Genomic DNA, 19,412 nt, shown 5'->3' with positions numbered 1-19,412 from the left:
TTTGGAGGGTTCATCCATGGCAGCACGCCGGCTTCGCAAGCACGTCTGGGCAGCGCTGGGCTACCTTAGCCTGGGTCTGGGGTTGCTCGGTGCCGTAACACCGCTGCTACCCACCACCGTTTTCATCCTGCTGGCCGCTGCCTGCTTCACCCGCAGCCATCCGCAGCTGGAACAGCGCCTGTTGCAGCACCCGGTGTTCGGCCGCGTCATCCTGGACTGGCGCCAGCATCGCGGCATGCGCCGCAGCGCCAAGCGAGTTGCACTGGGCAGCATGCTGCTTTCCTTTGGCATCAGCATCGCGCTCTGCGCCCAGCAGCCCTACCTGCAGGCCATGCTGGCCCTGCTGTGGTTGAGCCTGAGTGCCTGGATCTTGCACCTGCCCACCCTGCCAGCCGGCCAGTTACCGCCGGCAATCGCCACGTCGCAGTGCGCACTGCGCAAGCTGGGCACCCCGAGCGAGGAGTATCAAGATGGCCACAGTTAACAGTAACTACAACGCTAGCAGCGTGAGCGATGTTGGCCGCAGCCTCCAGCTGGAACGGCAGCAACAGGAGCGCCAGCGCCTGCAAAGCGATCAGGCCGCGACGGAAGCGGCACGGCAGGCCAATATGCGTCAGGGCGAAACGGTACAAACTGCACAGGCCGTCCGTGACAGCGACTCTGCCGCCGCCGTTCGCAATGGCACCAGCAGCCAGAGCACCCGGCAACTGGAAGACAGCCTGCAGGCACAGCTGCTGAATGCCCGCGCCGCCCAGGCCAGCACGGACAGCCGCCCTGCCGCCAGCCAGCAAAACGCCGACCAGCCAAGCGACGAAAGCCGCCGCGACAGCCAGGCCGGCAATCGACAAAACACCACTCAACCTACTCCGCAGCAAGATACTAGCCGCGCAGAACTCAACGCCTACAGCCAGCAAGCCGCCGTGGCACAGTATCAAAGCAGCCAGTCGCTGCTGCAGGACGCCGGCCCCGGCACGGTGCGCACCAGCGTCTGAGTGCCGCTTACGCCCAGGCGTCTATGGTGCGCCCCAGGTTCGGCGGGTTTTCCTGCAAGTTGGCCGCAGGCGCTGGCACGCCCTGCAGCAAAGCCAGCACCGCGGCCTGATCTGTTTGCTGCGCCTGCTTTTGCGCATAGCTGCTTACCGCCAGCTTCACCGCTGCGGCAGCACTGCCATTGATTTCCATCGCTACGCCCCCATTAGTGCAAGACTATCCCGTCATTAGCAACGCTTAATCAGCTTGCCCCCCCACATTATTGCTAAAATAGCGTCCATTCACCGACGCACAGGAAAACGAACATGAGTCAAACTCGTCACTGCCCGCTGTTGATCCTGGGTTCCGGCCCGGCCGGCTACACCGCCGCCGTCTACGCCGCACGCGCCAACCTCAAGCCGGTGCTGATCACCGGCATGGCCCAGGGCGGCCAGCTGATGACCACCACCGACGTGGACAACTGGCCGGCCGATGTGGCCGGCGTGCAGGGCCCGGAGCTGATGGTGCGCTTCCAGCAGCACGCCGAGCGCTTCGGCACCGAGATGATTTTCGACCACATCCACACCGCCAAGCTGGACGAAAAACCGTTCCGCCTGATCGGCGACTCCGGCGAGTACACCTGCGATGCGCTGATCATCTCCACCGGTGCCTCCGCCAAGTACCTGGGCCTGCCGTCCGAACAGGCGTTCTCCGGCAAGGGCGTATCCGCCTGCGCCACCTGCGACGGCTTCTTCTACCGCAACCAGGACGTAGCGGTAGTGGGCGGCGGCGACACCGCCGTGGAAGAGGCGCTGTACCTGGCCAACATCGCCAAGCACGTTACCCTGATCCACCGCCGCGAGCATTTCCGTGCCGAGAAGATCATGGTCGACAAGCTGATGGCCCGCGTGGCTGACGGCAAGATCACCCTGAAGCTGAATGCCAACCTGGACGAAGTGCTGGGCGACGACAGCGGCGTGACCGGCGCGCGTCTGAAATTCAACGACGGCAGCAGCGAAGACTTGGCGGTAATGGGCGTATTCATCGCCATCGGTCACCAGCCGAACACCGACATCTTCAAGGGCCAGCTGGAACTGGATGCAACCGGCTACATCGTGACCCGCGGCGGCCGCGAAGGCAATGCCACCGCCACCAGCGTGCCGGGCGTATTCGCCGCCGGCGACGTGCAGGATCACATCTACCGCCAGGCGATCACCAGCGCCGCCTCCGGTTGCCAGGCCGCCCTGGATGCCGAGCGCTTCCTGGACCACTAAGCCGGCATTGTCTTGAAGTCGCTCAAGGAGCAGCTCAAGCCAGTCAAAGCACAGGCAAGGCCCGCGAGGGTCTTGCCTGTTGCCGTTGCGGCCAACCCCGAGCCGGAGCCGGACTTCCCGGCGCTGATGCGTCACGTGCGACCGCTGAAGCCGGACGGCCGCGTGCAGCACCCGCTGCCGCGCCCCAAACCGCGCCCGCTACGCCAGCCGGCCATCAGCCAGGGTGAGACCGAGCACAACCAGCTGTTTGCACAGATGCTCGGCTGGTTCGAGCCGGCCGATCTCGAGCAGCAGCACCGCCGCCCCGGCATGCCCAGCGGCACGCTGCGCAAACTGCGCGGCGGCCACTGGCCGGTGTGTGCCGAGCTGGACCTGCACGGCCTCGACCGCTTCGAGGCGCACGAGCGGCTGGCGCTGTTCCTGCACCGCGCCCGCCAGCTCGGTCAGTGCGTGCGCATCATCCACGGCAAGGGGCTGAGCTCGCGCGGCGAGCCGGTGCTACCCAAGATGGTGCGCGCCTGGCTGAGCCACCACCCCGACGTGCTGGCGTTCTGCGAGACCGCCAGCCACCAGGGCGGCAGCGGCGCCGTGCTGGCCCTGCTCAAACGTTCATCGTGACAAGGAAACAAACCATGGATACCTGCCCGACCTTTACCGCCCCCGCCACCGGCGGCCAGAGCATCAGCCTGCCCGACGGCCAGCTGACCGTGCTGTACTTCTACCCCAAGGACAACACCCCCGGCTGCACCACCGAGGCCCAGGCCTTCCGTGACCAGCATGCCGCCTTCGCCGCCGCCGGCGCCCGCATCGTCGGCGTTTCGCGCGACAGCCTCAAGTCGCACGAGAACTTCAAGACCAAGTTCGAATTGCCATTTGAATTGCTCAGCGATCCGGAGGAAACTGTATGTAATCTGTTTGCTGTCATGAAGCTGAAAAACATGTACGGCAAACAGGTGAGAGGGATCGAGCGCAGCACCTTCGTCATCGATGGCAGCGGCAAGATCCTTCGCGAATGGCGCGGCCTGAAAGTACCGGGCCATGCAGAAGAAGTGCTTGCGTTCGTGACATCGCTATAAGCGGGGCCACATCCGGTGGGCCCGCCAGCCAAGGGGGCCCTATCATGGCAAGCCGCAAGAAAAGCAAGAACGTCAAACTGTTCGTTCTCGATACCAACGTACTGTTGCACGACCCCACCTGCCTGTTCCGTTTCGAGGAACACGACGTCTTCATCCCCATCATCACCCTGGAAGAGCTGGACACCCACAAGAAGGGCATGTCCGAAGTGGCACGCAATGCCCGCCAGGCCAGCCGCTTTCTTGACGAGATTGTCAGCCAGGCCGGCAACGATATCGTCGACGGCATCGAGCTGAAGAGCGCCAGCCGCGAAGCCGCCACCGGCCGCCTGCTGCTGCAGACCCAGGCCATCCACGCCACGCTGCCGTCCTCGATGCCGGTAGGCAAGGCTGACAACCAGATCCTGGGCATCGTGATGGCGCTCAAGCAGCTGGAGCCGTCGCGCAACGTGATCCTGGTGTCCAAAGACATCAATATGCGCATCAAGGCGCGGGCGCTGGCGCTGGAGGCGGAGGACTACTTCAACGACAAGGTGCTGGAAGACACCGACCTGCTGTACACCGGCATGCGCGAGATCGACCAGACTTTCTGGGACCGCAACGGCAAGGATCTGCAGTCCTGGCAGGAGCATGGCCGCACCTACTACCAGCTCAAGGGGCAGGATGTGCCCGGGCTGATCCTCAACCAGCTGCTGTGGCAGCAGGGCGAGCAGCCGCTGCAGTGCCGGGTGATCAAGCTGGACGGCAAGAGCGCGGTACTGGAAACCCTGCGCGACTACAGCCACCAGAAGAACAATGTGTGGGGCATCACCGCGCGCAACCGTGAGCAGAACTTCGCGCTCAACCTGCTGATGAACCCGGAGGTGGATTTCATCACCCTGCTGGGCCAGGCCGGCACCGGCAAGACGCTGCTGACGTTGGCCGCAGGCCTGGCGATGACGCTGGAGCAGAAGCTGTACAGCGAGATCATCATGACCCGCGTTACCGTACCGGTGGGCGAGGACATCGGCTTCCTGCCCGGCACCGAGGAGGAAAAGATGCTGCCGTGGATGGGCGCGCTGGAAGACAACCTCGACGTGCTCAACAAGACCGAGGATGACAGCGGCGACTGGGGACGCGCCGCCACCCGCGACCTGATCCGCAGCCGCATCAAGGTCAAGTCGCTGAACTTCATGCGCGGACGCACCTTCCTCAACAAGTACCTGATCATCGACGAGGCGCAGAACCTGACGCCCAAGCAGATGAAGACGCTGATCACCCGTGCCGGCCCCGGCACCAAGGTGGTGTGCCTTGGCAACATCAGCCAGATCGACACCCCGTACCTGACCGAGGGTAGCTCCGGTCTGACCTACGTGGTGGATCGCTTCAAGGGCTGGGATCACTCCGGGCACATCACCCTGCAGCGCGGTGAACGCTCGCGGCTGGCCGACCACGCCGCCGAAGTACTGTGAGCGCAGCGCCACTGGAACTGCTGCACGTGGCAGCCAGCGGCGGGGCCAGCGTGGCCCCGCCGCTGTTGTTTGTGCATGGTGCCTACAGTGCGGCCAACTGCTGGCAGCGGCACTTCCTGCCCTGGTTCAGCCAGCAAGGTTACGACTGCTGGGCGCTGAGCCTGCGCGGCCACGGCGGCAGCCCGGGGCGTGATCAGTTGCACAGCTTCGGCATTGCCGACTACGTGGCGGACATGGCCTGGGCTTGCGGCCAACTCCCGCAGCCACCGGTACTGCTGGGGCACTCGATGGGCGGTTTTGTCATTCAGCAGTATGTGCGCCAGCACAGTGCACCGGCCGTCGTGCTGCTGGCCAGCGTACCGCCGGGCGGGCTGGCGCTGGCCACCTGGCGCCTGAGCCTCACCGCACCGGATATCCTGCTCGGCCTCAACCTGTTCCAGCAGGGCAAGTACCAGCCCACGGCGGAGGAGGTGCGCCGCATGCTGTTGTCGCCGGATGTCGAGCCGGCCACCGCACAGTGGCTGGCCAGCCACTGCCAGGTCGAAAGCCAGCGCGCGGTGCTGGACATGAGCTTGACTACCGCGCTGTTTACCCGCCGCCTGCCCTGCCCGGCGCTGTCACTGGTTGGCCGCAACGACCTGCTGGTCAGCCCGCTGGAGGCCAGCTCCGGCGGCCACCTGCTCGGCATCGATACCACCGTGTTGCCCGACCTCGGCCACATGCTGATGCTGGACCGCCGCTGGCCGAGCGTGGCGCAGACCGTGGCCGAGTGGCTGGCACGGCAGTTTGCGGACCGCGGCGTGAGCGGCGGGCAACTTGCCGCCGGCAGCAAGGTTTGCTAGCGTGGCAGCCGTTTTGCATGCCGCAACACCACAACCTTTCTGACAGGAGTACCGATGGCTGGTAGTAGCCTTTTCATGCTGATTGACGATATCGCCACCCTGCTCGACGACGTGGCCGCCATGACCAAGGTAGCGGCCAAGAAAACCGCCGGCGTGCTGGGTGACGATCTGGCGCTGAATGCGCAGCAGGTGTCCGGCATCCGCGCCGAGCGCGAGCTGCCGGTAGTATGGGCGGTGGCGCTGGGCTCGCTGCGCAACAAGGCGATCCTGGTGCCGCTGGCGCTGGCCATCGGCGCGCTGCTGCCGTGGCTGATCACCCCGCTGCTGATGCTGGGCGGCGCCTTTCTGTGCTTCGAGGGCGCGGAGAAACTGGCGCACAAATATCTGCATGCGGCGGAAGAGGAGCAGGAACACAGCGAGCGCCTGGACGCGCTGCAGAATCCGGACATGGACATGGTGGCGTTCGAGCGCGAGCGCATCAAAAGCGCCGTCACCACCGACTTCATCCTGTCGGCCGAGATCATCGCCATCGCCCTGGGCACGGTGGCGACGCAGCCATTCGGCACCCAGCTGGCGGTATTGACCGGCATTGCCCTGGTGATGACCGTGGGGGTATACGGGCTGGTGGCGGCCATCGTCAAACTGGACGATGCGGGGCTGTACCTGGCGCAGAAACCGCAGGCGGCCAGCCAGGCCGTTGGCCGCATGCTGCTGAATGCCGCGCCACCGCTGATGCGGCTGCTGTCGGTCGCCGGCACGGTGGCGGTGTTCCTGGTGGGAGGCGGCATTCTGGCGCACGGCCTGCCTACCGTGCACCACGCCATCGAGGCCGCTGCGGCCAACCTTGGCGGCGTCCTGGCCGACATGGTACCCGGCCTGCTCAACGGCCTGTTCGGCCTGGCGGTCGGCCTGCTGCTGGTACTGCTGCTAACGCTGTTCTCGCGGCTGCGCGTCGGCCTGAAAGCCTGAACGCAGGGCAAATGAAAAAACCCGGGCCAGCCCGGGTTTTTTCATGCTGCTGACGGCGCTAATCGTCGTCGTCCGTCAGCCAGGACGGTTTGCGCTTTTCCAGAAATGCGCTCACCCCTTCGCGCTGCTCGTCGCTGCCCATCAGCTCCAGAAACGCGGCTTTTTCCTGTAGCAGCTGCCGCTCCAGCGTGCATTGCTGGCTGCCTTCGATCAGGCGCCGTGCGGCCAACACCGCCGAGCGCCCCTGCCGCGACACTTTGCCGGCCAGGCTCACCGCCATGATCTTGGCCAGCCCGGCATCCACCACCTCTTCCACCAGGCCGATGCGCAACGCCAGCTCGGCATCGACGCTCTCGCCGCCCAGAATGATGCGTTTGGCCCACGGCACGCCCACCCGGTCCGCCAGCGCCTTGGTGCCGCCGGCACAGGGAATCAGCCCCACCGACGCCTCCGGCAGGCCCAGCTGCGCGCCGCGCTCCGCCACGATGTAGTCACAGGCCAGCGCACACTCCAGGCCGCCGCCCAGCGCATAGCCATTGATGGCCGCCACTGTCACGCCGTGAAACTGGCGGATGCTGTTGAACGCCAGCGCAAAGGCATCAGCCACCCGCCCGGCCAGCGGATTGGTGCCGTTGGCAAACAGCTGCAGATCGGCGCCGGCGGAGAAGAATTTTTCCCCGGCCCCGGTCAGTACCACCGCGTTCACCTGCTGGTCGGCGTCCAGCGCGTCCATCGCCGCGGCCAGTGCCTGCAGCGATTCCAGCGTCCAGACGTTGGCCGGCGGATTGTTGATGGTGACAATCGCCGACTGCCCGAGATGTTCGATCACGATTTGATTGTTCATGTCTGCTTGCTCCCAACCCTGCCTCCCTGCCACGCAAGCAAGGTGCAGTTGATGCTACGTGACCGGCATACCAATCGACACCGTTCAAGGCGTGCCATTCTGTGGCCAAATGATAAGTTTATCTAGCTATAACGATGGACTATCCCCCTGTTTTTTCAAGGTATCGCTTAGAAATAAGGCCGAATGCATTAATAATTTAATTGCATAGCCATTTGACCTAAAAAGCACCAAATTTCCGCGCTGCAGCACCACTGCTACAATGCCGCTTTCCCTCGCCGGCCTTCGTCATGCTGGAAATCAGTCTGCTCTCGCTTTTTCTTACCGGTCTGCTGGGCGGCGTGCACTGCCTTGGCATGTGCGGCGGCATCGTTACCGCCATTTCGGTGACCGGGCGCGGCAATAAGCCGCTGTTGCTGCTGGGCTACAACCTGGGCCGCCTGGCCAGTTATGTCGCCATCGGTGCGCTGCTGGGCGGGCTGGCGCAGTGGGGCGTGGCACAGGCGGATTTCCGCCCGTTGCAGCTGGCGCTGTTTGCTGCGGCCAACGTGCTGCTGATCCTGCTCGGCCTGTATCTGGCCGGGCTGTCCGGCGCCGTCACCCGCATCGAGAAGCTGGGCCAGCCGCTGTGGCGCAGTCTGCAGCCGCTTACACGCCGCCTGCTGCCCTTGCGCCATGGCTGGCAGAGCGTGCTGGTCGGCGCAGTGTGGGGCTGGGTGCCGTGCGGCCTGGTGTACACCGCCAGCCTGTCGGCACTGGCCAGCCAGAGCGCGGCCAGCGGCGCGCTGGTGATGCTGAGCTTCGGTCTTGGCACCCTGCCCAACCTGCTGCTGATGGGCGCCTTTGCCAGCAAGCTCGGGCAGTGGAAGCAACAACGGCCAGTTCGCCTGCTGGCGGGACTGACCGTCAGTGCCATGGGGGCATGGCATTTACTGCAGTTGCTGCTTAACGCATCGCGCTGAGTAGGGTGTCGACGTTGCTGCGGAACAGCTGCAAGTAGCTGCCGGCCTTGCCGTCACTGGACAGCGCATCGGCATACAGCTTGCCGCCCACTTTCACCCCGGCTTCATTGCTCAACTGCTGCAGCAGACGCTTGTCGGCCATATTCTCGAAGAACACCGCCTTCACCTGCTCTTTCTTGACCTGCAGGATCAGCCGCGCCACCGCCTTGGCCGAAGCCTCCGCTTCGGTGCTGATGCCTTGCGGCGCCATGAAGCGGATCTGGTAGCGCGCCGCCAGGTAGCCGAAGGCCTCGTGCGAGGTCAGTACCTTGCGCCTGGCGGCCGGCACGGTAGCGAACTGCTGCGCCGCCCAGGCATCCAGCGCCTTGAGCTTGGCCTTGTAGGCATCGGCGCGCAGGCGGAAATAGCCGGCGCCGGCCGGGTCGGCCTTGGCCAGGCCATCGGCGATGGCGTCGGCGTACAGCATCACGTTCTGCGGGTTGTGCCAGGCATGCGGATCGACGCTGCCATGCTCATGGCCGTCATGCTCGTGATGGCCTTCTTCTTCCGCTGTGGCCAACGCTTTCACCTTGCCGCCGGCAGTCACCGTCAGTCCCTTGAAACCGGCGGCGCGCGACATGCGCGGCATCCAGCCTTCAAAACCCAGGCCACTGACCACGAACACCTTGGCTGCGGCCAACTTCTTTACATCGGCCGGCGCCGGCTGGAACACATGCGCATCCTGATCCGCGCCCACCAGCGACTGCACCTCTACCTTGTCGCCACCGATTTCACGGGTGATGTCGGCCACGATGCTGAAGCTGGCCACCACCGGCACCTTGGCCACGGCGAATAACGGCGACAGCAACAGCGCTGCCGCAATGAACTTGCGCATTGAAAACTCCTAGTTGGTGAGATGGCGTGAGCGGAACAGCCGCGGCAGCAGCCCGCCGCGCGGCGCCAGCAGCATGGACAGCAGGTAGGCGATGCCGGCCAGCAGGATGATGGCCGGGCCGGACGGCAGCTCGGCGTGATAGGACAGCAGCAGACCGCCCACCGCCGACAGGCCGGCGATCAGCAGCGCCACCAGCAGCATGCCGCCCACCGAGGACGCCCACAGCCGCGCGGCGATGGCCGGCAGCATCATCAGCCCCACCGACATCAGCGTGCCCAGCGCCTGGAAGCCGGCCACCAGGTTCAGCACCACCAGCAGCAGGAACAGCAGGTGCCACAAGCCGCCACGGGCGCCGATGGCGCGCATGAACACAGGGTCCAGGCTTTCCAGCAGCAGCGGCCGGTAGATGGCCGCCAGGGTCAGCAGGGTGACGCTGGCGACGCTGGCCACCAGCAGCAGCGCGGCATCGTCCACCGCCAGCACCGAACCAAACAGCAGGTGCATCAGGTCGACATTGCTGCCGCTCTTGGAGACCAGCAGCACCCCCAGCGCCAGCGACAACAGGTAGAAGCCGGCAAAGTTGGCGTCTTCCCTCACCTCGGTGTAGCGGGTGGCGAGGCCGGCCAGCAGTGCCACCAGCACCCCGGCGACAAAGCCGCCGGCACTCATCGCCGGCAGGCTCAGCCCGGCCAGCAGGTAGCCCACCGCCGCCCCCGGCAGCACCGCGTGGCTCATGGCATCGCCCATCAGGCTCATGCGGCGCATCACCAGCAGCAGGCCCACCGGCGCACTGCCCAGCACCAGCGCCAGGCAGCCGACCAGTGCGCGGCGCATGAAGGCGAAATCGGCAAACGGTGCAATCAGCACCTCGTGCAAGCTCATGGGCGGGCTCCTTGGCCATCCACCGCGCACACCGGGGCATTGGCCTGCCAGTGGGCGGCGGTTTCGCTGGCGCGTTTCAGGTTACTGTCGGTCAGCACCGTATCGGTGGCACCCCAGGCCACCACCTCGCGCGCCATCAGTAGCGTCTGCGGGAAAAAGGCGCGCACCTGTTCGTAGTCGTGCAGCACGGCAATCACGGTGCGGCCTTCCTCCTGCCAGCGCCGCACCAGCGCCAGCAGATCGAAGGTGGTGCGCGCGTCCACCGCGTTGAACGGCTCGTCCAGCAGGATCAGCCGCGCGTCCTGCACCAGGATGCGGGCGAACAGCACGCGCTGGAACTGGCCGCTGGACAACGCCGCCACCGGATGCAGCGCGAAGTCCTCCAGCCCGACGCTCACCAGCGCGTTCCAGCTGACCTCATCCAGCTTGCGGCCAACCCGGCCGAACAGGCCGCTCTGGCGCCAGTGGCCGCTGCTGACCAGGTCGATCACCGACACCGGCAGGCTACGGTCGATCTCCGACTGCTGCGGCAGGTAGGCGATGTCCTTGCGGCCGAAGCCGTCGAAGCGCACCTCGCCGCTGTCCGGGCGGATGGCACCCATGATGGTTTTCAGCAGTGTGCTCTTGCCGGCGCCGTTGGGGCCGAAAATGGCGGTGGCCTGCCCCGGAGCAAAGCGGCCGCTCACATGGTGAACGGCCGGATGGCGCTGGTAGGACACGGTAAGGTTATGCAGCGAGATCAACTTTCCCCTCCCAGCGCCCACAGCACCAGCGCCCACAGCAGCAGCAGCAGGCCGGCGGCCAGCAGCAGGCGCTGCCCGGCCGACATGGCCAGCAGGCGCCAGCGCGGCAGATGGCTGTCGTCGCCGGCGGCATGTGGGTGCGGGTGGGAGTGGGCATGTTCGTGTTCGTGTTCGTGCTCGTGATGGTGGTGATGCTGCGCCATGTCAGTCCTGCGACCAGGGTTCGATGCAGGCACGCAGCGCGGCCTCGATGGCGGCGGCATCCAGCCCGTCGGCAATCAGCTCGAAGCGGTTGTCACGGCGCCACGCCACCTGGTTGGCCGCCCAGCGGCCCTCGGTCCAGTTCAGCCACAGCCAGGTGTCCATGACCTGGAACACGCCCTTGGCGCGCACCAGACCAGCCACCCGCTGCGGCAGTGTGTCGAAAAACTCGGTCAGCGCTTCGCCGGAGAATGCCGTACCGGCCGGAAAGGTCCAGCCCTGCGACTGCCAGCCCGGCGCGTCATCCTTGCGCACCGAGGGGCGGTACTGTGGCTTGGGCGCCAGCGCGGCGTCCAGCCACACCGGGCTGGCCGCACCGTGGTGGATTTCCGCCACCAGCGACTTGGGCGGGAACAGCCCGGCCGCCTTGTCGCGGTATGCGGCCAACGTGTCGGCGTCGGCGAGGTCGCTCTTGGTGGCCAGCAGCACGTCGGCCACCATCACCTGGTCGCGGTACAGCGGCTGGCGGAAGTAGTCGTTGTTCACAAACTGGCGCGGGTCGACCAGCGTCAGCACCGCACCGACTTCCAGCGCGTTGCCCAAGGGCTCGGTGCGCAGTTCGTCGATCAGCCCGGCGGCGTGAGCCAGGCCGCTGGCCTCGATGATCAGCCGGTCCGGTTTCTCGCGGCGCAGCAGGTTGGCCACCGTCACCGTCATCTGCGGCCCGGCCACGCAGCACAGGCAGCCGCCGGCGATCTCGGCCACCGGCAGCTCGCCGTCGTCCAGCACGGCGCCGTCGATGCCGATCTCGCCGAACTCGTTGACGATGATTGCCCACTTTTCGTCGCGCGGACGGTGGCTGATCAGGTGGCGCAGCGCGGTGGTCTTGCCCACCCCCAGAAAGCCGGTCAGTACATTGACGCGGGTTTTTTTCATGCTTGGCATCCTTGGCAATGTCCCGTCAACAGCAGGTTTTGCGGCGCAATGGCGAAGCCCTCGCCACCGGCCTGCTCGCGCAGCAGCGCCAGCATCGGCGTGGCATCCAGCTCCTGCACGCGGCCACACTGGCTGCACACCAGGATCAGTCCCTCGTGGCTGCAGCCGACATGCCGGCACACGATGTAGCCGTTCAGCGCATCCACCTTGTGCAGCAGGCCGCTGGCCACCAGGAAATCCAGCGCGCGGTACACGGTGGGCGGCGCGGCAATGCCGCGCTGCCGCTGCAGGTCGGCCAGCACCTGGTAGGCCTTCACCACGCCGTCGTAACCCAGCACCAGTTCCAGCACCTGGCGACGCAAGCTGGTGAGCTTCACGCCCTGCTGCTGGCAGTGCCGATCGGCGGCCTCGAGAAAACAGGCTGTATCCATTTCACGGAACCGGGTCATTAAAATAGGAAGAATTCACGAATGTTACGGTATAACAAAACACTTAACAAGGCTTAATAATTCCGGACTCGTCATGACGGCGGCCTGTGTTACGCTGCCGGGCATCATTGATCTGCTATCGTCCCGGAGTTCGCCATGCACAAGTTGCTTGTAATCGCCTGCTGTTTTGCCACATTCAACACCGCGCTGGCCGCCGACCCCATCACCTCGCGCCAGGAAGTGTTCAAGCAATACAAGAAGACCGTGGGCGCCATGGGCAAGATGGTCAAGGGCGACACCGCGTTTGATCAGGCGGAGTTTGCCAAGTTGGCCGCACACATGGACGAACTGGCGCAGCAGCCGTGGCAGTACTTCACCCCGGGCAGCGACAAGGGCAAGACGGATGCCAAGCCGGAAATCTGGTCCAAGCCGGCCGAGTTCAAGGCCGCGGCCGACAAGCACAAGGCCGAAGTCGCCAAGATGAAAGCCGTGGCCGCCCAGGCCAGCGGCCTCAACGATGTCAAAGCGCAGTTCGGCGCCATGCAGCAGACCTGCAAAGCCTGTCACGACCAGTTCCGCGCCGACTGATCCGCCGCTGCGGGCCCGCCAGCACCGGCCCGCTTGCCTTGACCGCGAAAGCGATTACACTCGCGCGGTCAAAAACCGTTTTCCGCCTCAACTGCTTCCCGCCCCATTGCCATCATGAAAAAAAGCACCACCGCCCTGATCCTGGCCCTGCTGTGCAGCAGCGCACTGGCCAGCCCCGGCGAAGATCGCCAGAAAAGCTTCAAGAAGGTTCTGCTCAGTTTCGAGCCCATCGGCGTGATGCTGCGCGACGGCCCGTTCCGCCAGGATCAATTCATCAAGCATGCCGACGCCCTGAAAGCCGCGGCGCCGGCGCCATTCACGCTGTTCAAGCCGAACAGCATCGACGACGTCAGCCGCGCCAAGACGGAAATCTGGAGCCAGCCGGCCAAGTTCAAGGCCGAGCAGGACAAGTTCCTGCTGGCGGTCAATGCGCTGCAGGCCGGCGCGCGCAGCGACGATCTGGCGGCGGTGCGCATCAAGTACAGTGCGGTCGCGCAAAGCTGCAAAAGCTGTCACGACGGTTTCCGCGGCCCGAAGAAGTAATCACACCTTGGCCGCATGAAAAAAGGCATGCCCGCAGGCATGCCTTTTTGTTGGGCGCCGCGCCGGCTAGACCAGCGCCAAGCCCCCCAGCACCACCGCTGCCACCACCGCCAGCAGCAGCAGCGCCAGCCAGGGCGAGGCGAATGCTGGTTGCGCCACCGGCTGCGCCACCTCCTTGTGCCCGGTCAGCATCGGTTTCACCAGGTTTTCCCGCCGCAGCACGCGATAGCCGATGATGGCCAGCAGGTGCACGCACACCAGGCCCAGCAGCACATTGAACCACGCCGCATGCCACTCGCTGACCTGCTCCGCCAGCTCGCTGTCCAGCAGCTTGGCCAGCGGGCCGTCGAAGGTGTAGCTGTCCTGATCCACGGCGAACAGGCCCAGCCCCAGCTGCACCAGCAATGCGGCCAACAGCGCCAGCACCATCAGCGCCCCCAGCGGGTTGTGGCCGACGCCATCATGTTCACCGCGCAGGTAGCGCAATATCGCCGCCGGCCCGCGCACAAACTGGCTGAAACGTGCGGTCTGGCTACCCAGCACACCCCACAGCAGGCGGAACAGTACCAGTACCAGCAGCGCCACGCCGGCACGGGTATGCCACAGCAGCAGCCCGCTTTCCGCGCTCCACCACATCAACCCAAACAGGGCCACCAGCAGCCAGTGGAACAGCCGCGTCGGCAGATCCCAAACCTTCACCCGATAATTCATCACCCAGCTCCATGTCATTGCCACGCCCGGCATTTTACCCGCGCCGCGATGCCCGCCAACAGCAAAGCGGTAACGAATGTTGCGCCGCAAATGCCGGGGCGGCCGGCCGGCAAAATCGGCTAGAATAGCCGCTTTGTCGCCATTGCCCGCCAAGGCTGGCACCGCACCAACCCTAGGAGAATTTTCAAGATGCACCAGTCCGCCCTTATCCAGGATCTGCAAGCCCGTGGCCTGATCGCGCAACAAACCGACGCGGCAGCCCTCGACGAACTGCTGACCAAGGAAAGCGTGACCCTGTATTGCGGCTTCGACCCGACCGCGGACAGCCTGCATCTTGGCCACCTGGTGCCGGTACTGGTACTGAAGCGCTTCCAGCAGTTCGGCCACCAGCCCATCGCCCTGGTGGGCGGCGCCACCGGCATGATCGGCGACCCCAGCTTCAAGGCCGCCGAGCGCAAGCTCAACACCCCGGACGTGATCGCCGGCTGGGTGGACAAGATCCGCGGCCAGGTGTCGCCGTTCCTGTCGTTCGAGGGCGCCAACGCCGCCATCATGGCCAACAACTACGACTGGTTCGGCGGCATGGGCGCGCTGGAGTTCCTGCGCGACATCGGCAAGCATTTCTCGGTCAACCAGATGATCAAGAAAGAGTCGGTGCAGCAGCGCATCAACCGCGAAGACCAGGGCATCAGCTACACCGAGTTCAGCTACAGCCTGCTGCAGGGCTACGACTTTGCCGAACTGTACAAGCGCCACGGCTGCGTGCTGCAGATCGGCGGCTCCGACCAGTGGGGCAACATCACCGCCGGCACCGACCTCACCCGCCGCCTGCACCAGCAGCAGGTATACGGTCTGACCCTGCCGCTGGTCACCAAGGCGGACGGCACCAAGTTCGGCAAGACCGAATCCGGCGCCATCTGGCTGGATGCCAAGAAGACTTCGCCGTACGCGTTCTACCAGTTCTGGCTGAACACCGCCGATGCCGACGTGTACAAGTTCCTGCGCTACTTCACCTTCCTGTCCATCGCCGACATCGACGCCATCGAGCAGCAGGACAAGAACAGCGGCGGCAAACCGGAAGCGCAGCGCATCCTGGCCGAGCAGGCGACCGCGCTGGTGCATGGCGAGGCGGCGGTGGCGGCGGCACAGCGCATCAGCGCCAGCCTGTTCTCCGGCAGCGTGACTGACCTCACCGAATCCGACCTTGCGCAACTGGCGCAGGACGGCATGCCCAGCATCCAGCTGCCGCGCGACAATGCCGGCCTGATCGACACCCTGGTGGCCGGCGGCCTGGCCAAGTCCAAGTCCGAAGCGCGCACCTTCATCCAGAGCGGTGCGGTAAGCATCAACGGCAGCAAGGCCGACAGCCTGGAACACCAGATCGGCGACGGCGAGCGCCTGTTCGGCCAGTACAGCCTGCTCAAGCGCGGCAAGAAGAACCACACCCTGGTGTGCTGGCAGTAACGCCACACTGCGGCCAACGTTGGCCGCACACAACCCAAAGGCAAGCGCTGGCGCTTGCCTTTTTTATCGTCCGGGCAAATTATTTTGCAATCCGGGCGCAACGCGCCGTAACACGCGCCAGCCGCACCACGACAGCAGAGCGCCATTGTCCGAAAAGCCACTATTCATTTCATGTGCATGTGGCTATAACGCACAATGACATGGGCAATAATGCATAAAAAGCACATAGCCCAGCCACGAAACAGCATCGCCACACTGCCCATGCCACCGCGCACGGGCCGACCAGCGCACCGGCCGCCACCGCCGGGCCTTGCCACGTGAAAGGTGATTCGACCCATGCGCCAACACCCCACCCGCAACTCATCGCACCTGCTGGGCATTGTCTGGCCGTTCATCGTGGTGGCACTGCTGCAGGCGGCCATCAGCGGCGTGAGCCTGAATGTGATGTCCAGCGTGCGCGCCTATGTCAGCGGCGAAAGCCTGTGGTCCAAGGCCCAAAAAGACGCCATCTACTACCTCAAGCTGTACGCCGATACCCGCGACATCAACTACTACCAGCAATACCAGCGCGCCATCGCCATTCCGCTGGGCGATCACGAGGCCAGACTGGCGCTGGATCGCGCGGAGCCGGACCTGGCCCGTGCCGAGGCCGGCTTTCTGCAAGGCGGCAACCACCCGCAGGACATCCCGGGGCTGATCTGGCTGTTCCGCAACTTCCGCCACTTCAGCTACCTGGAAACCGCCATCAACCACTGGAGCACCGGCGACCGCCTGGTGCTGCAGCTCACCCAGATCGCCGAGCAGATGCACCACGGCCTCGGCCGGCAGCAGGCCAGCACCGCGGACGTCGCCCGCTGGGCACTGCAGATCCAGCAGATCAACGCGCAGGTCACCCCGATTGAAAAAGCCTTCTCCGACACCCTGGGCGAAGGCTCCCGCTTCATCCAGCTACTGCTGCTGGCGGCCAACCTTACCACCGCCAGCATCCTGATCCTGCTGGCGGCACTGCGCACCGGCAAGCTGCTAAGCCAGCGCCGCTCGTTCGAGGCTGCACTGGATGCCGAAAAGGAACGCGCCCAGGTCACCCTGGCCTCGATCGGCGACGCCGTGATCACTACCGACGAAACCGGCTTCATCTCCTACATGAACCCGGCCGCCGAACAGCTCACCACCTGGCTGGACGAGCAGGCGCGCGGCCTGCCGCTCACCTCCATCTTCCGCATCATCGACGAACATTCGCCGCAGAACGACTGGCGGCTGATCGACCAGATCCTGGCCGGCGAGTGCAGCGACGGCAATCTGCACGCCCAGCTGATGGTGCGGCTGGACGGCAGCGCCATCGCGGTATCGCTGGTGGCGGCCCCCATTCACAGCAACAACCGCATCAGCGGCGCCGTGCTGGTGCTGCACGACATGACGCGCGAACGGCAGTACGTGGCCAACCTGTCCTGGCAGGCTACCCACGACGCCCTCACCGGCCTTGCCAACCGCCGCGAGTTCGAACACCGGCTGGAGCAGGCACTGGGCAAGCTGGAGCAGCACAGCGGCCAACATGCCGAGCATGCGCTGATGTTCCTCGACCTGGACCAGTTCAAGGTGGTGAACGACACCTGCGGCCACGCCGCCGGCGACGAACTGCTGCGCCAGATCTGCACCCTGCTGCAGCAACAGCTGCGCGATGGCGACACCCTCGCCCGGCTGGGCGGCGACGAATTCGGCATCCTGCTGGAACACTGCCCGGCACTGCCGGCCGAGCAGATTGCCGAAGCGCTGCGCCAGACCGTGCAGGATTTGCACTTCGTGTGGCAAGGTCACCCGTTCAATGTCAGCGTCAGCATCGGCCTGGTGCACATCAACCACGCCATGACCACCCTGGCCGAAGCGCTGCGCGCCGCCGACGTCGCCTGCTACATGGCCAAGGAAAAAGGCCGCAATCGGGTGCAGATCTACCATGCCGACGATTCTGAGCTGTCGCTGAAATTCGGCGAGATGGCCTGGGTGCAGCGCATCCATCTGGCACTGGAGGAAAACCGCTTCTGCCTGTATGCGCAGCAGATTGCGCCGCTTGGCGACACGCTGGAAGCCGGCGCCCATATCGAATTGCTGCTGCGCCTGCATGATGAATTCGGCCGGCTGGTGCCGCCGATCAGCTTCATCCCCGCCGCGGAACGCTACGGTCTGATGCCGCTGATCGATCGCTGGGTGGTGCAGAATGCCTTTACCATCCTGGCGGCGCGGCAACGCTGCGGCAAACCGGAAGCCATCACCACCTGCGCCATCAATCTGTCCGGCACCACCATCGGCGACGATGCCTTCCTTGACTTCCTTCGCGATCAGTTCCGCCTGCACGCCGTCGTGCCGCACACTATCTGCTTTGAAATCACCGAGACCAGCGCCATCGCCAACCTCAGCGATGCCATCCACTTCATCACCGAGCTGCAGAAGATCGGTTGCCGCTTCTCGCTGGACGATTTCGGCTCCGGCATGTCCTCGTTCAGCTACCTGAAGCACCTGCCGGTGGACTATCTGAAAATCGACGGCAGCTTCGTGAAGGACATGCTGGACGACCCGATAGACCACGCCATGGTCTCGGCCATCAACCACATCGGCCATGTCATGGGCAAGCGCACCATTGCCGAATTTGTGGAAACGCCGCAGATCATGCAGGCGGTGGCGGCGCTGGGCATCGATTACGCGCAAGGCTACGCCATCATGCGGCCGCAGCCGTTTACCTGCGAATGCGAAGTGCAGCACCAGTTTCAGCGCAACTGCCTGCCCGCCCCCGCCGTCACACCACAAATCGACCCGCTGCAGCAAGACCTGCAGGCCACCAGCAAAGGAAGCCTTTAGTGAATGATTTTCAGCGCCAGGGCCCGCTGCGCGACCCCGCCAGCTACCCGCAATGGACGCAGCAATTGCTCAGGCAGTGCCAGCCGGCCAAACAGCAGGTCGTGGCGCACGAGCTGTTCCGCCGCATGGCTGCCGGCACACTGAGCCAGCCGGCCATGCGCCTGTTCCTGCTCGGCACCTGGCCGGTGATCGAGCAGTTCCCGCTGTACATGGCGCAGAACCTGCTGAAGACCCGCGCCGGCCGCCAGCGTGGCGAAGACCTGGCACGCCGCTATCTGGTGCGCAACATCCGGGTGGAGCAGAACCACGCCGACTACTGGCAGGCGTGGGCGGAGTGCTACGGCATTACCATGGCGGAACTGCAGGCGCAGCAAGTACCGCCGGAGATGCACGCGCTCAGCCACTGGTGCTGGCATTGCAGCGCCAACGACGAACTGCTGCTGGCGATGGCCGCCACCAACTACGCGATCGAAGGCGCGACCGGCGAATGGTCGCAGCTGGTCTGCGCCAGCGGGCGCTACGAGGCATCACTGCCGGAGGCGCGGCGCAAGCGCGGCATGAAATGGCTGAAACTGCATGCCCATTACGATGACGAGCACCCGTGGGAGGCACTGAACATCATCTGCACGCTGGCCGGCGAACAGCCATCCAGCTGCCTGCAATACCAGCTGCAGGCCGCCATCAGCAAAAGCTACAGCTATATGCAGCTCATTCTCGACCGCTGCCTGCAGCTGGATAGCGACAACCGGCACGCCAGGCATGCGGCCAACGTTTGCCTGACTGGCAGCAAATAAAAAAGCCGGGGAGCAAC

23 protein-coding genes are annotated in these 19,412 nt (G+C 65.0%); 14 read left to right on the top strand and 9 right to left on the bottom strand.

The genetic code is table 11. The features are described from left to right. The first annotated feature begins 16 nt into the window (after positions 1–16). Complete coding sequence (locus ACFOLG_RS03980) at positions 17–484, top strand: YbaN family protein (protein ID WP_386088641.1); 468 nt, start codon at positions 17–19, stop codon at positions 482–484. Beyond that, complete coding sequence (locus ACFOLG_RS03975; RefSeq protein WP_386088639.1) at positions 471–992, top strand: hypothetical protein; 522 nt, start codon at positions 471–473, stop codon at positions 990–992. The genes ACFOLG_RS03980 and ACFOLG_RS03975 overlap by 14 nt, the downstream gene beginning before the upstream one ends. Before the next feature lie 7 nt (positions 993–999). On the opposite strand, the gene ACFOLG_RS03970 is transcribed toward ACFOLG_RS03975, so the two are convergent. Next, complete coding sequence (locus tag ACFOLG_RS03970; protein WP_386088637.1) at positions 1,000–1,182, bottom strand: hypothetical protein; 183 nt, start codon at positions 1,180–1,182, stop codon at positions 1,000–1,002. A gap of 113 nt (positions 1,183–1,295) precedes the next feature. On the opposite strand from ACFOLG_RS03970, the gene trxB reads away from it, so the two are divergent. The 6 genes from trxB to ACFOLG_RS03940 all read left to right on the top strand — a co-directional run bounded on the left by trxB (position 1,296) and on the right by ACFOLG_RS03940 (position 6,578). Beyond that, positions 1,296–2,243: a thioredoxin-disulfide reductase gene (gene trxB / locus ACFOLG_RS03965; RefSeq protein WP_386088635.1), complete on the top strand. Its 948-nt coding sequence runs from the start codon at positions 1,296–1,298 to the stop codon at positions 2,241–2,243. Between the two features lie 72 nt (positions 2,244–2,315). Next, positions 2,316–2,861 carry a Smr/MutS family protein gene (locus tag ACFOLG_RS03960; RefSeq protein WP_386088633.1) on the top strand — a complete coding sequence of 182 codons (546 nt, stop codon included), beginning with the start codon at positions 2,316–2,318 and terminating at the stop codon, positions 2,859–2,861. Positions 2,862–2,875: 14 nt separating this feature from the next. After that, entirely contained in the window at positions 2,876–3,319 is a 444-nt protein-coding gene (locus tag ACFOLG_RS03955) for a peroxiredoxin (RefSeq protein WP_386088630.1), read from the top strand. A gap of 44 nt (positions 3,320–3,363) precedes the next feature. Next, complete coding sequence (locus ACFOLG_RS03950; protein WP_386088627.1) at positions 3,364–4,767, top strand: PhoH family protein; 1,404 nt, start codon at positions 3,364–3,366, stop codon at positions 4,765–4,767. Further along, a complete protein-coding gene (locus tag ACFOLG_RS03945) occupies positions 4,764–5,609 on the top strand; it encodes an alpha/beta hydrolase (RefSeq protein WP_386088625.1) in 846 nt (281 codons plus the stop codon). The genes ACFOLG_RS03950 and ACFOLG_RS03945 overlap by 4 nt, the downstream gene beginning before the upstream one ends. A gap of 54 nt (positions 5,610–5,663) precedes the next feature. Continuing rightward, complete coding sequence (locus ACFOLG_RS03940; RefSeq protein WP_386088623.1) at positions 5,664–6,578, top strand: DUF808 domain-containing protein; 915 nt, start codon at positions 5,664–5,666, stop codon at positions 6,576–6,578. Between the two features lie 58 nt (positions 6,579–6,636). Here the strand turns inward: ACFOLG_RS03940 and ACFOLG_RS03935 are convergent, their stop codons facing one another. Beyond that, positions 6,637–7,422: an enoyl-CoA hydratase gene (locus ACFOLG_RS03935; protein ID WP_386088621.1), complete on the bottom strand. Its 786-nt coding sequence runs from the start codon at positions 7,420–7,422 to the stop codon at positions 6,637–6,639. 287 nt (positions 7,423–7,709) lie between these two features. Between ACFOLG_RS03935 and ACFOLG_RS03930 the strand changes: the two genes are divergently transcribed. Next, the gene (locus ACFOLG_RS03930) at positions 7,710–8,381 is read left to right on the top strand and encodes a sulfite exporter TauE/SafE family protein (protein WP_386088619.1); all 672 of its coding nucleotides are present in this window, start codon (positions 7,710–7,712) and stop codon (positions 8,379–8,381) included. Here the strand turns inward: ACFOLG_RS03930 and ACFOLG_RS03925 are convergent. From ACFOLG_RS03925 to ACFOLG_RS03900, 6 genes are read right to left on the bottom strand one after another with little or no spacing between them, the layout of a single operon-like run. Continuing rightward, positions 8,365–9,255, bottom strand: coding sequence for a metal ABC transporter substrate-binding protein (locus ACFOLG_RS03925; RefSeq protein ID WP_386088617.1), 891 nt, complete (start codon positions 9,253–9,255; stop codon positions 8,365–8,367). The genes ACFOLG_RS03930 and ACFOLG_RS03925 overlap by 17 nt on opposite strands. A gap of 9 nt (positions 9,256–9,264) precedes the next feature. After that, positions 9,265–10,137, bottom strand: coding sequence for a metal ABC transporter permease (locus tag ACFOLG_RS03920; protein ID WP_386088615.1), 873 nt, complete (start codon positions 10,135–10,137; stop codon positions 9,265–9,267). Then, the gene (locus ACFOLG_RS03915; RefSeq protein WP_386088613.1) at positions 10,134–10,880 is read right to left on the bottom strand and encodes a metal ABC transporter ATP-binding protein; all 747 of its coding nucleotides are present in this window, start codon (positions 10,878–10,880) and stop codon (positions 10,134–10,136) included. Before ACFOLG_RS03915 ends, ACFOLG_RS03920 begins: the two co-directional genes overlap by 4 nt. Then, a complete protein-coding gene (locus ACFOLG_RS03910) occupies positions 10,877–11,083 on the bottom strand; it encodes a hypothetical protein (RefSeq protein WP_386088611.1) in 207 nt (68 codons plus the stop codon). The genes ACFOLG_RS03915 and ACFOLG_RS03910 overlap by 4 nt, the downstream gene beginning before the upstream one ends. Before the next feature lies 1 nt (position 11,084). Further along, on the bottom strand, positions 11,085–12,026 hold the full coding sequence (locus ACFOLG_RS03905) for a CobW family GTP-binding protein (RefSeq protein ID WP_386088608.1): 942 nt from the start codon (positions 12,024–12,026) through the stop codon (positions 11,085–11,087). After that, positions 12,014–12,448 (bottom strand): Fur family transcriptional regulator, encoded by a 435-nt coding sequence (locus tag ACFOLG_RS03900; protein ID WP_386088605.1) that lies wholly within the window; start codon positions 12,446–12,448, stop codon positions 12,014–12,016. The genes ACFOLG_RS03905 and ACFOLG_RS03900 overlap by 13 nt, the downstream gene beginning before the upstream one ends. A gap of 153 nt (positions 12,449–12,601) precedes the next feature. Between ACFOLG_RS03900 and ACFOLG_RS03895 the strand changes: the two genes are divergently transcribed. Then, positions 12,602–13,033, top strand: a complete 432-nt coding sequence (locus ACFOLG_RS03895) for a c-type cytochrome (protein WP_386088603.1) — start codon at positions 12,602–12,604, stop codon at positions 13,031–13,033. 114 nt (positions 13,034–13,147) lie between these two features. Then, a complete protein-coding gene (locus ACFOLG_RS03890) occupies positions 13,148–13,576 on the top strand; it encodes a c-type cytochrome (protein ID WP_386088601.1) in 429 nt (142 codons plus the stop codon). Positions 13,577–13,642: 66 nt separating this feature from the next. Here the strand turns inward: ACFOLG_RS03890 and ACFOLG_RS03885 are convergent, their stop codons facing one another. After that, positions 13,643–14,305, bottom strand: coding sequence for a cytochrome b/b6 domain-containing protein (locus tag ACFOLG_RS03885; RefSeq protein ID WP_386088599.1), 663 nt, complete (start codon positions 14,303–14,305; stop codon positions 13,643–13,645). Between the two features lie 171 nt (positions 14,306–14,476). Between ACFOLG_RS03885 and tyrS the strand changes: the two genes are divergently transcribed. The 3 genes from tyrS (at position 14,477) to ACFOLG_RS03870 (ending at position 19,395) form a co-directional block, all read left to right on the top strand. After that, a complete protein-coding gene (tyrS, locus tag ACFOLG_RS03880) occupies positions 14,477–15,751 on the top strand; it encodes a tyrosine--tRNA ligase (protein WP_386088596.1) in 1,275 nt (424 codons plus the stop codon). Between the two features lie 336 nt (positions 15,752–16,087). After that, positions 16,088–18,601: an EAL domain-containing protein gene (locus ACFOLG_RS03875; protein WP_386088594.1), complete on the top strand. Its 2,514-nt coding sequence runs from the start codon at positions 16,088–16,090 to the stop codon at positions 18,599–18,601. After that, positions 18,601–19,395 carry a TenA family transcriptional regulator gene (locus tag ACFOLG_RS03870; RefSeq protein WP_386088592.1) on the top strand — a complete coding sequence of 265 codons (795 nt, stop codon included), beginning with the start codon at positions 18,601–18,603 and terminating at the stop codon, positions 19,393–19,395. Before ACFOLG_RS03875 ends, ACFOLG_RS03870 begins: the two co-directional genes overlap by 1 nt. Positions 19,396–19,412 lie beyond the last annotated feature (17 nt).

Source organism: Vogesella facilis, assembly GCF_042648525.1.
GTDB classification, from domain to species: Bacteria; Pseudomonadota; Gammaproteobacteria; order Burkholderiales; family Chromobacteriaceae; genus Vogesella; species Vogesella facilis.
Note: the sequence above shows the minus strand (reverse complement) of the source record. Positions and strands in the feature narration are given on the sequence as shown.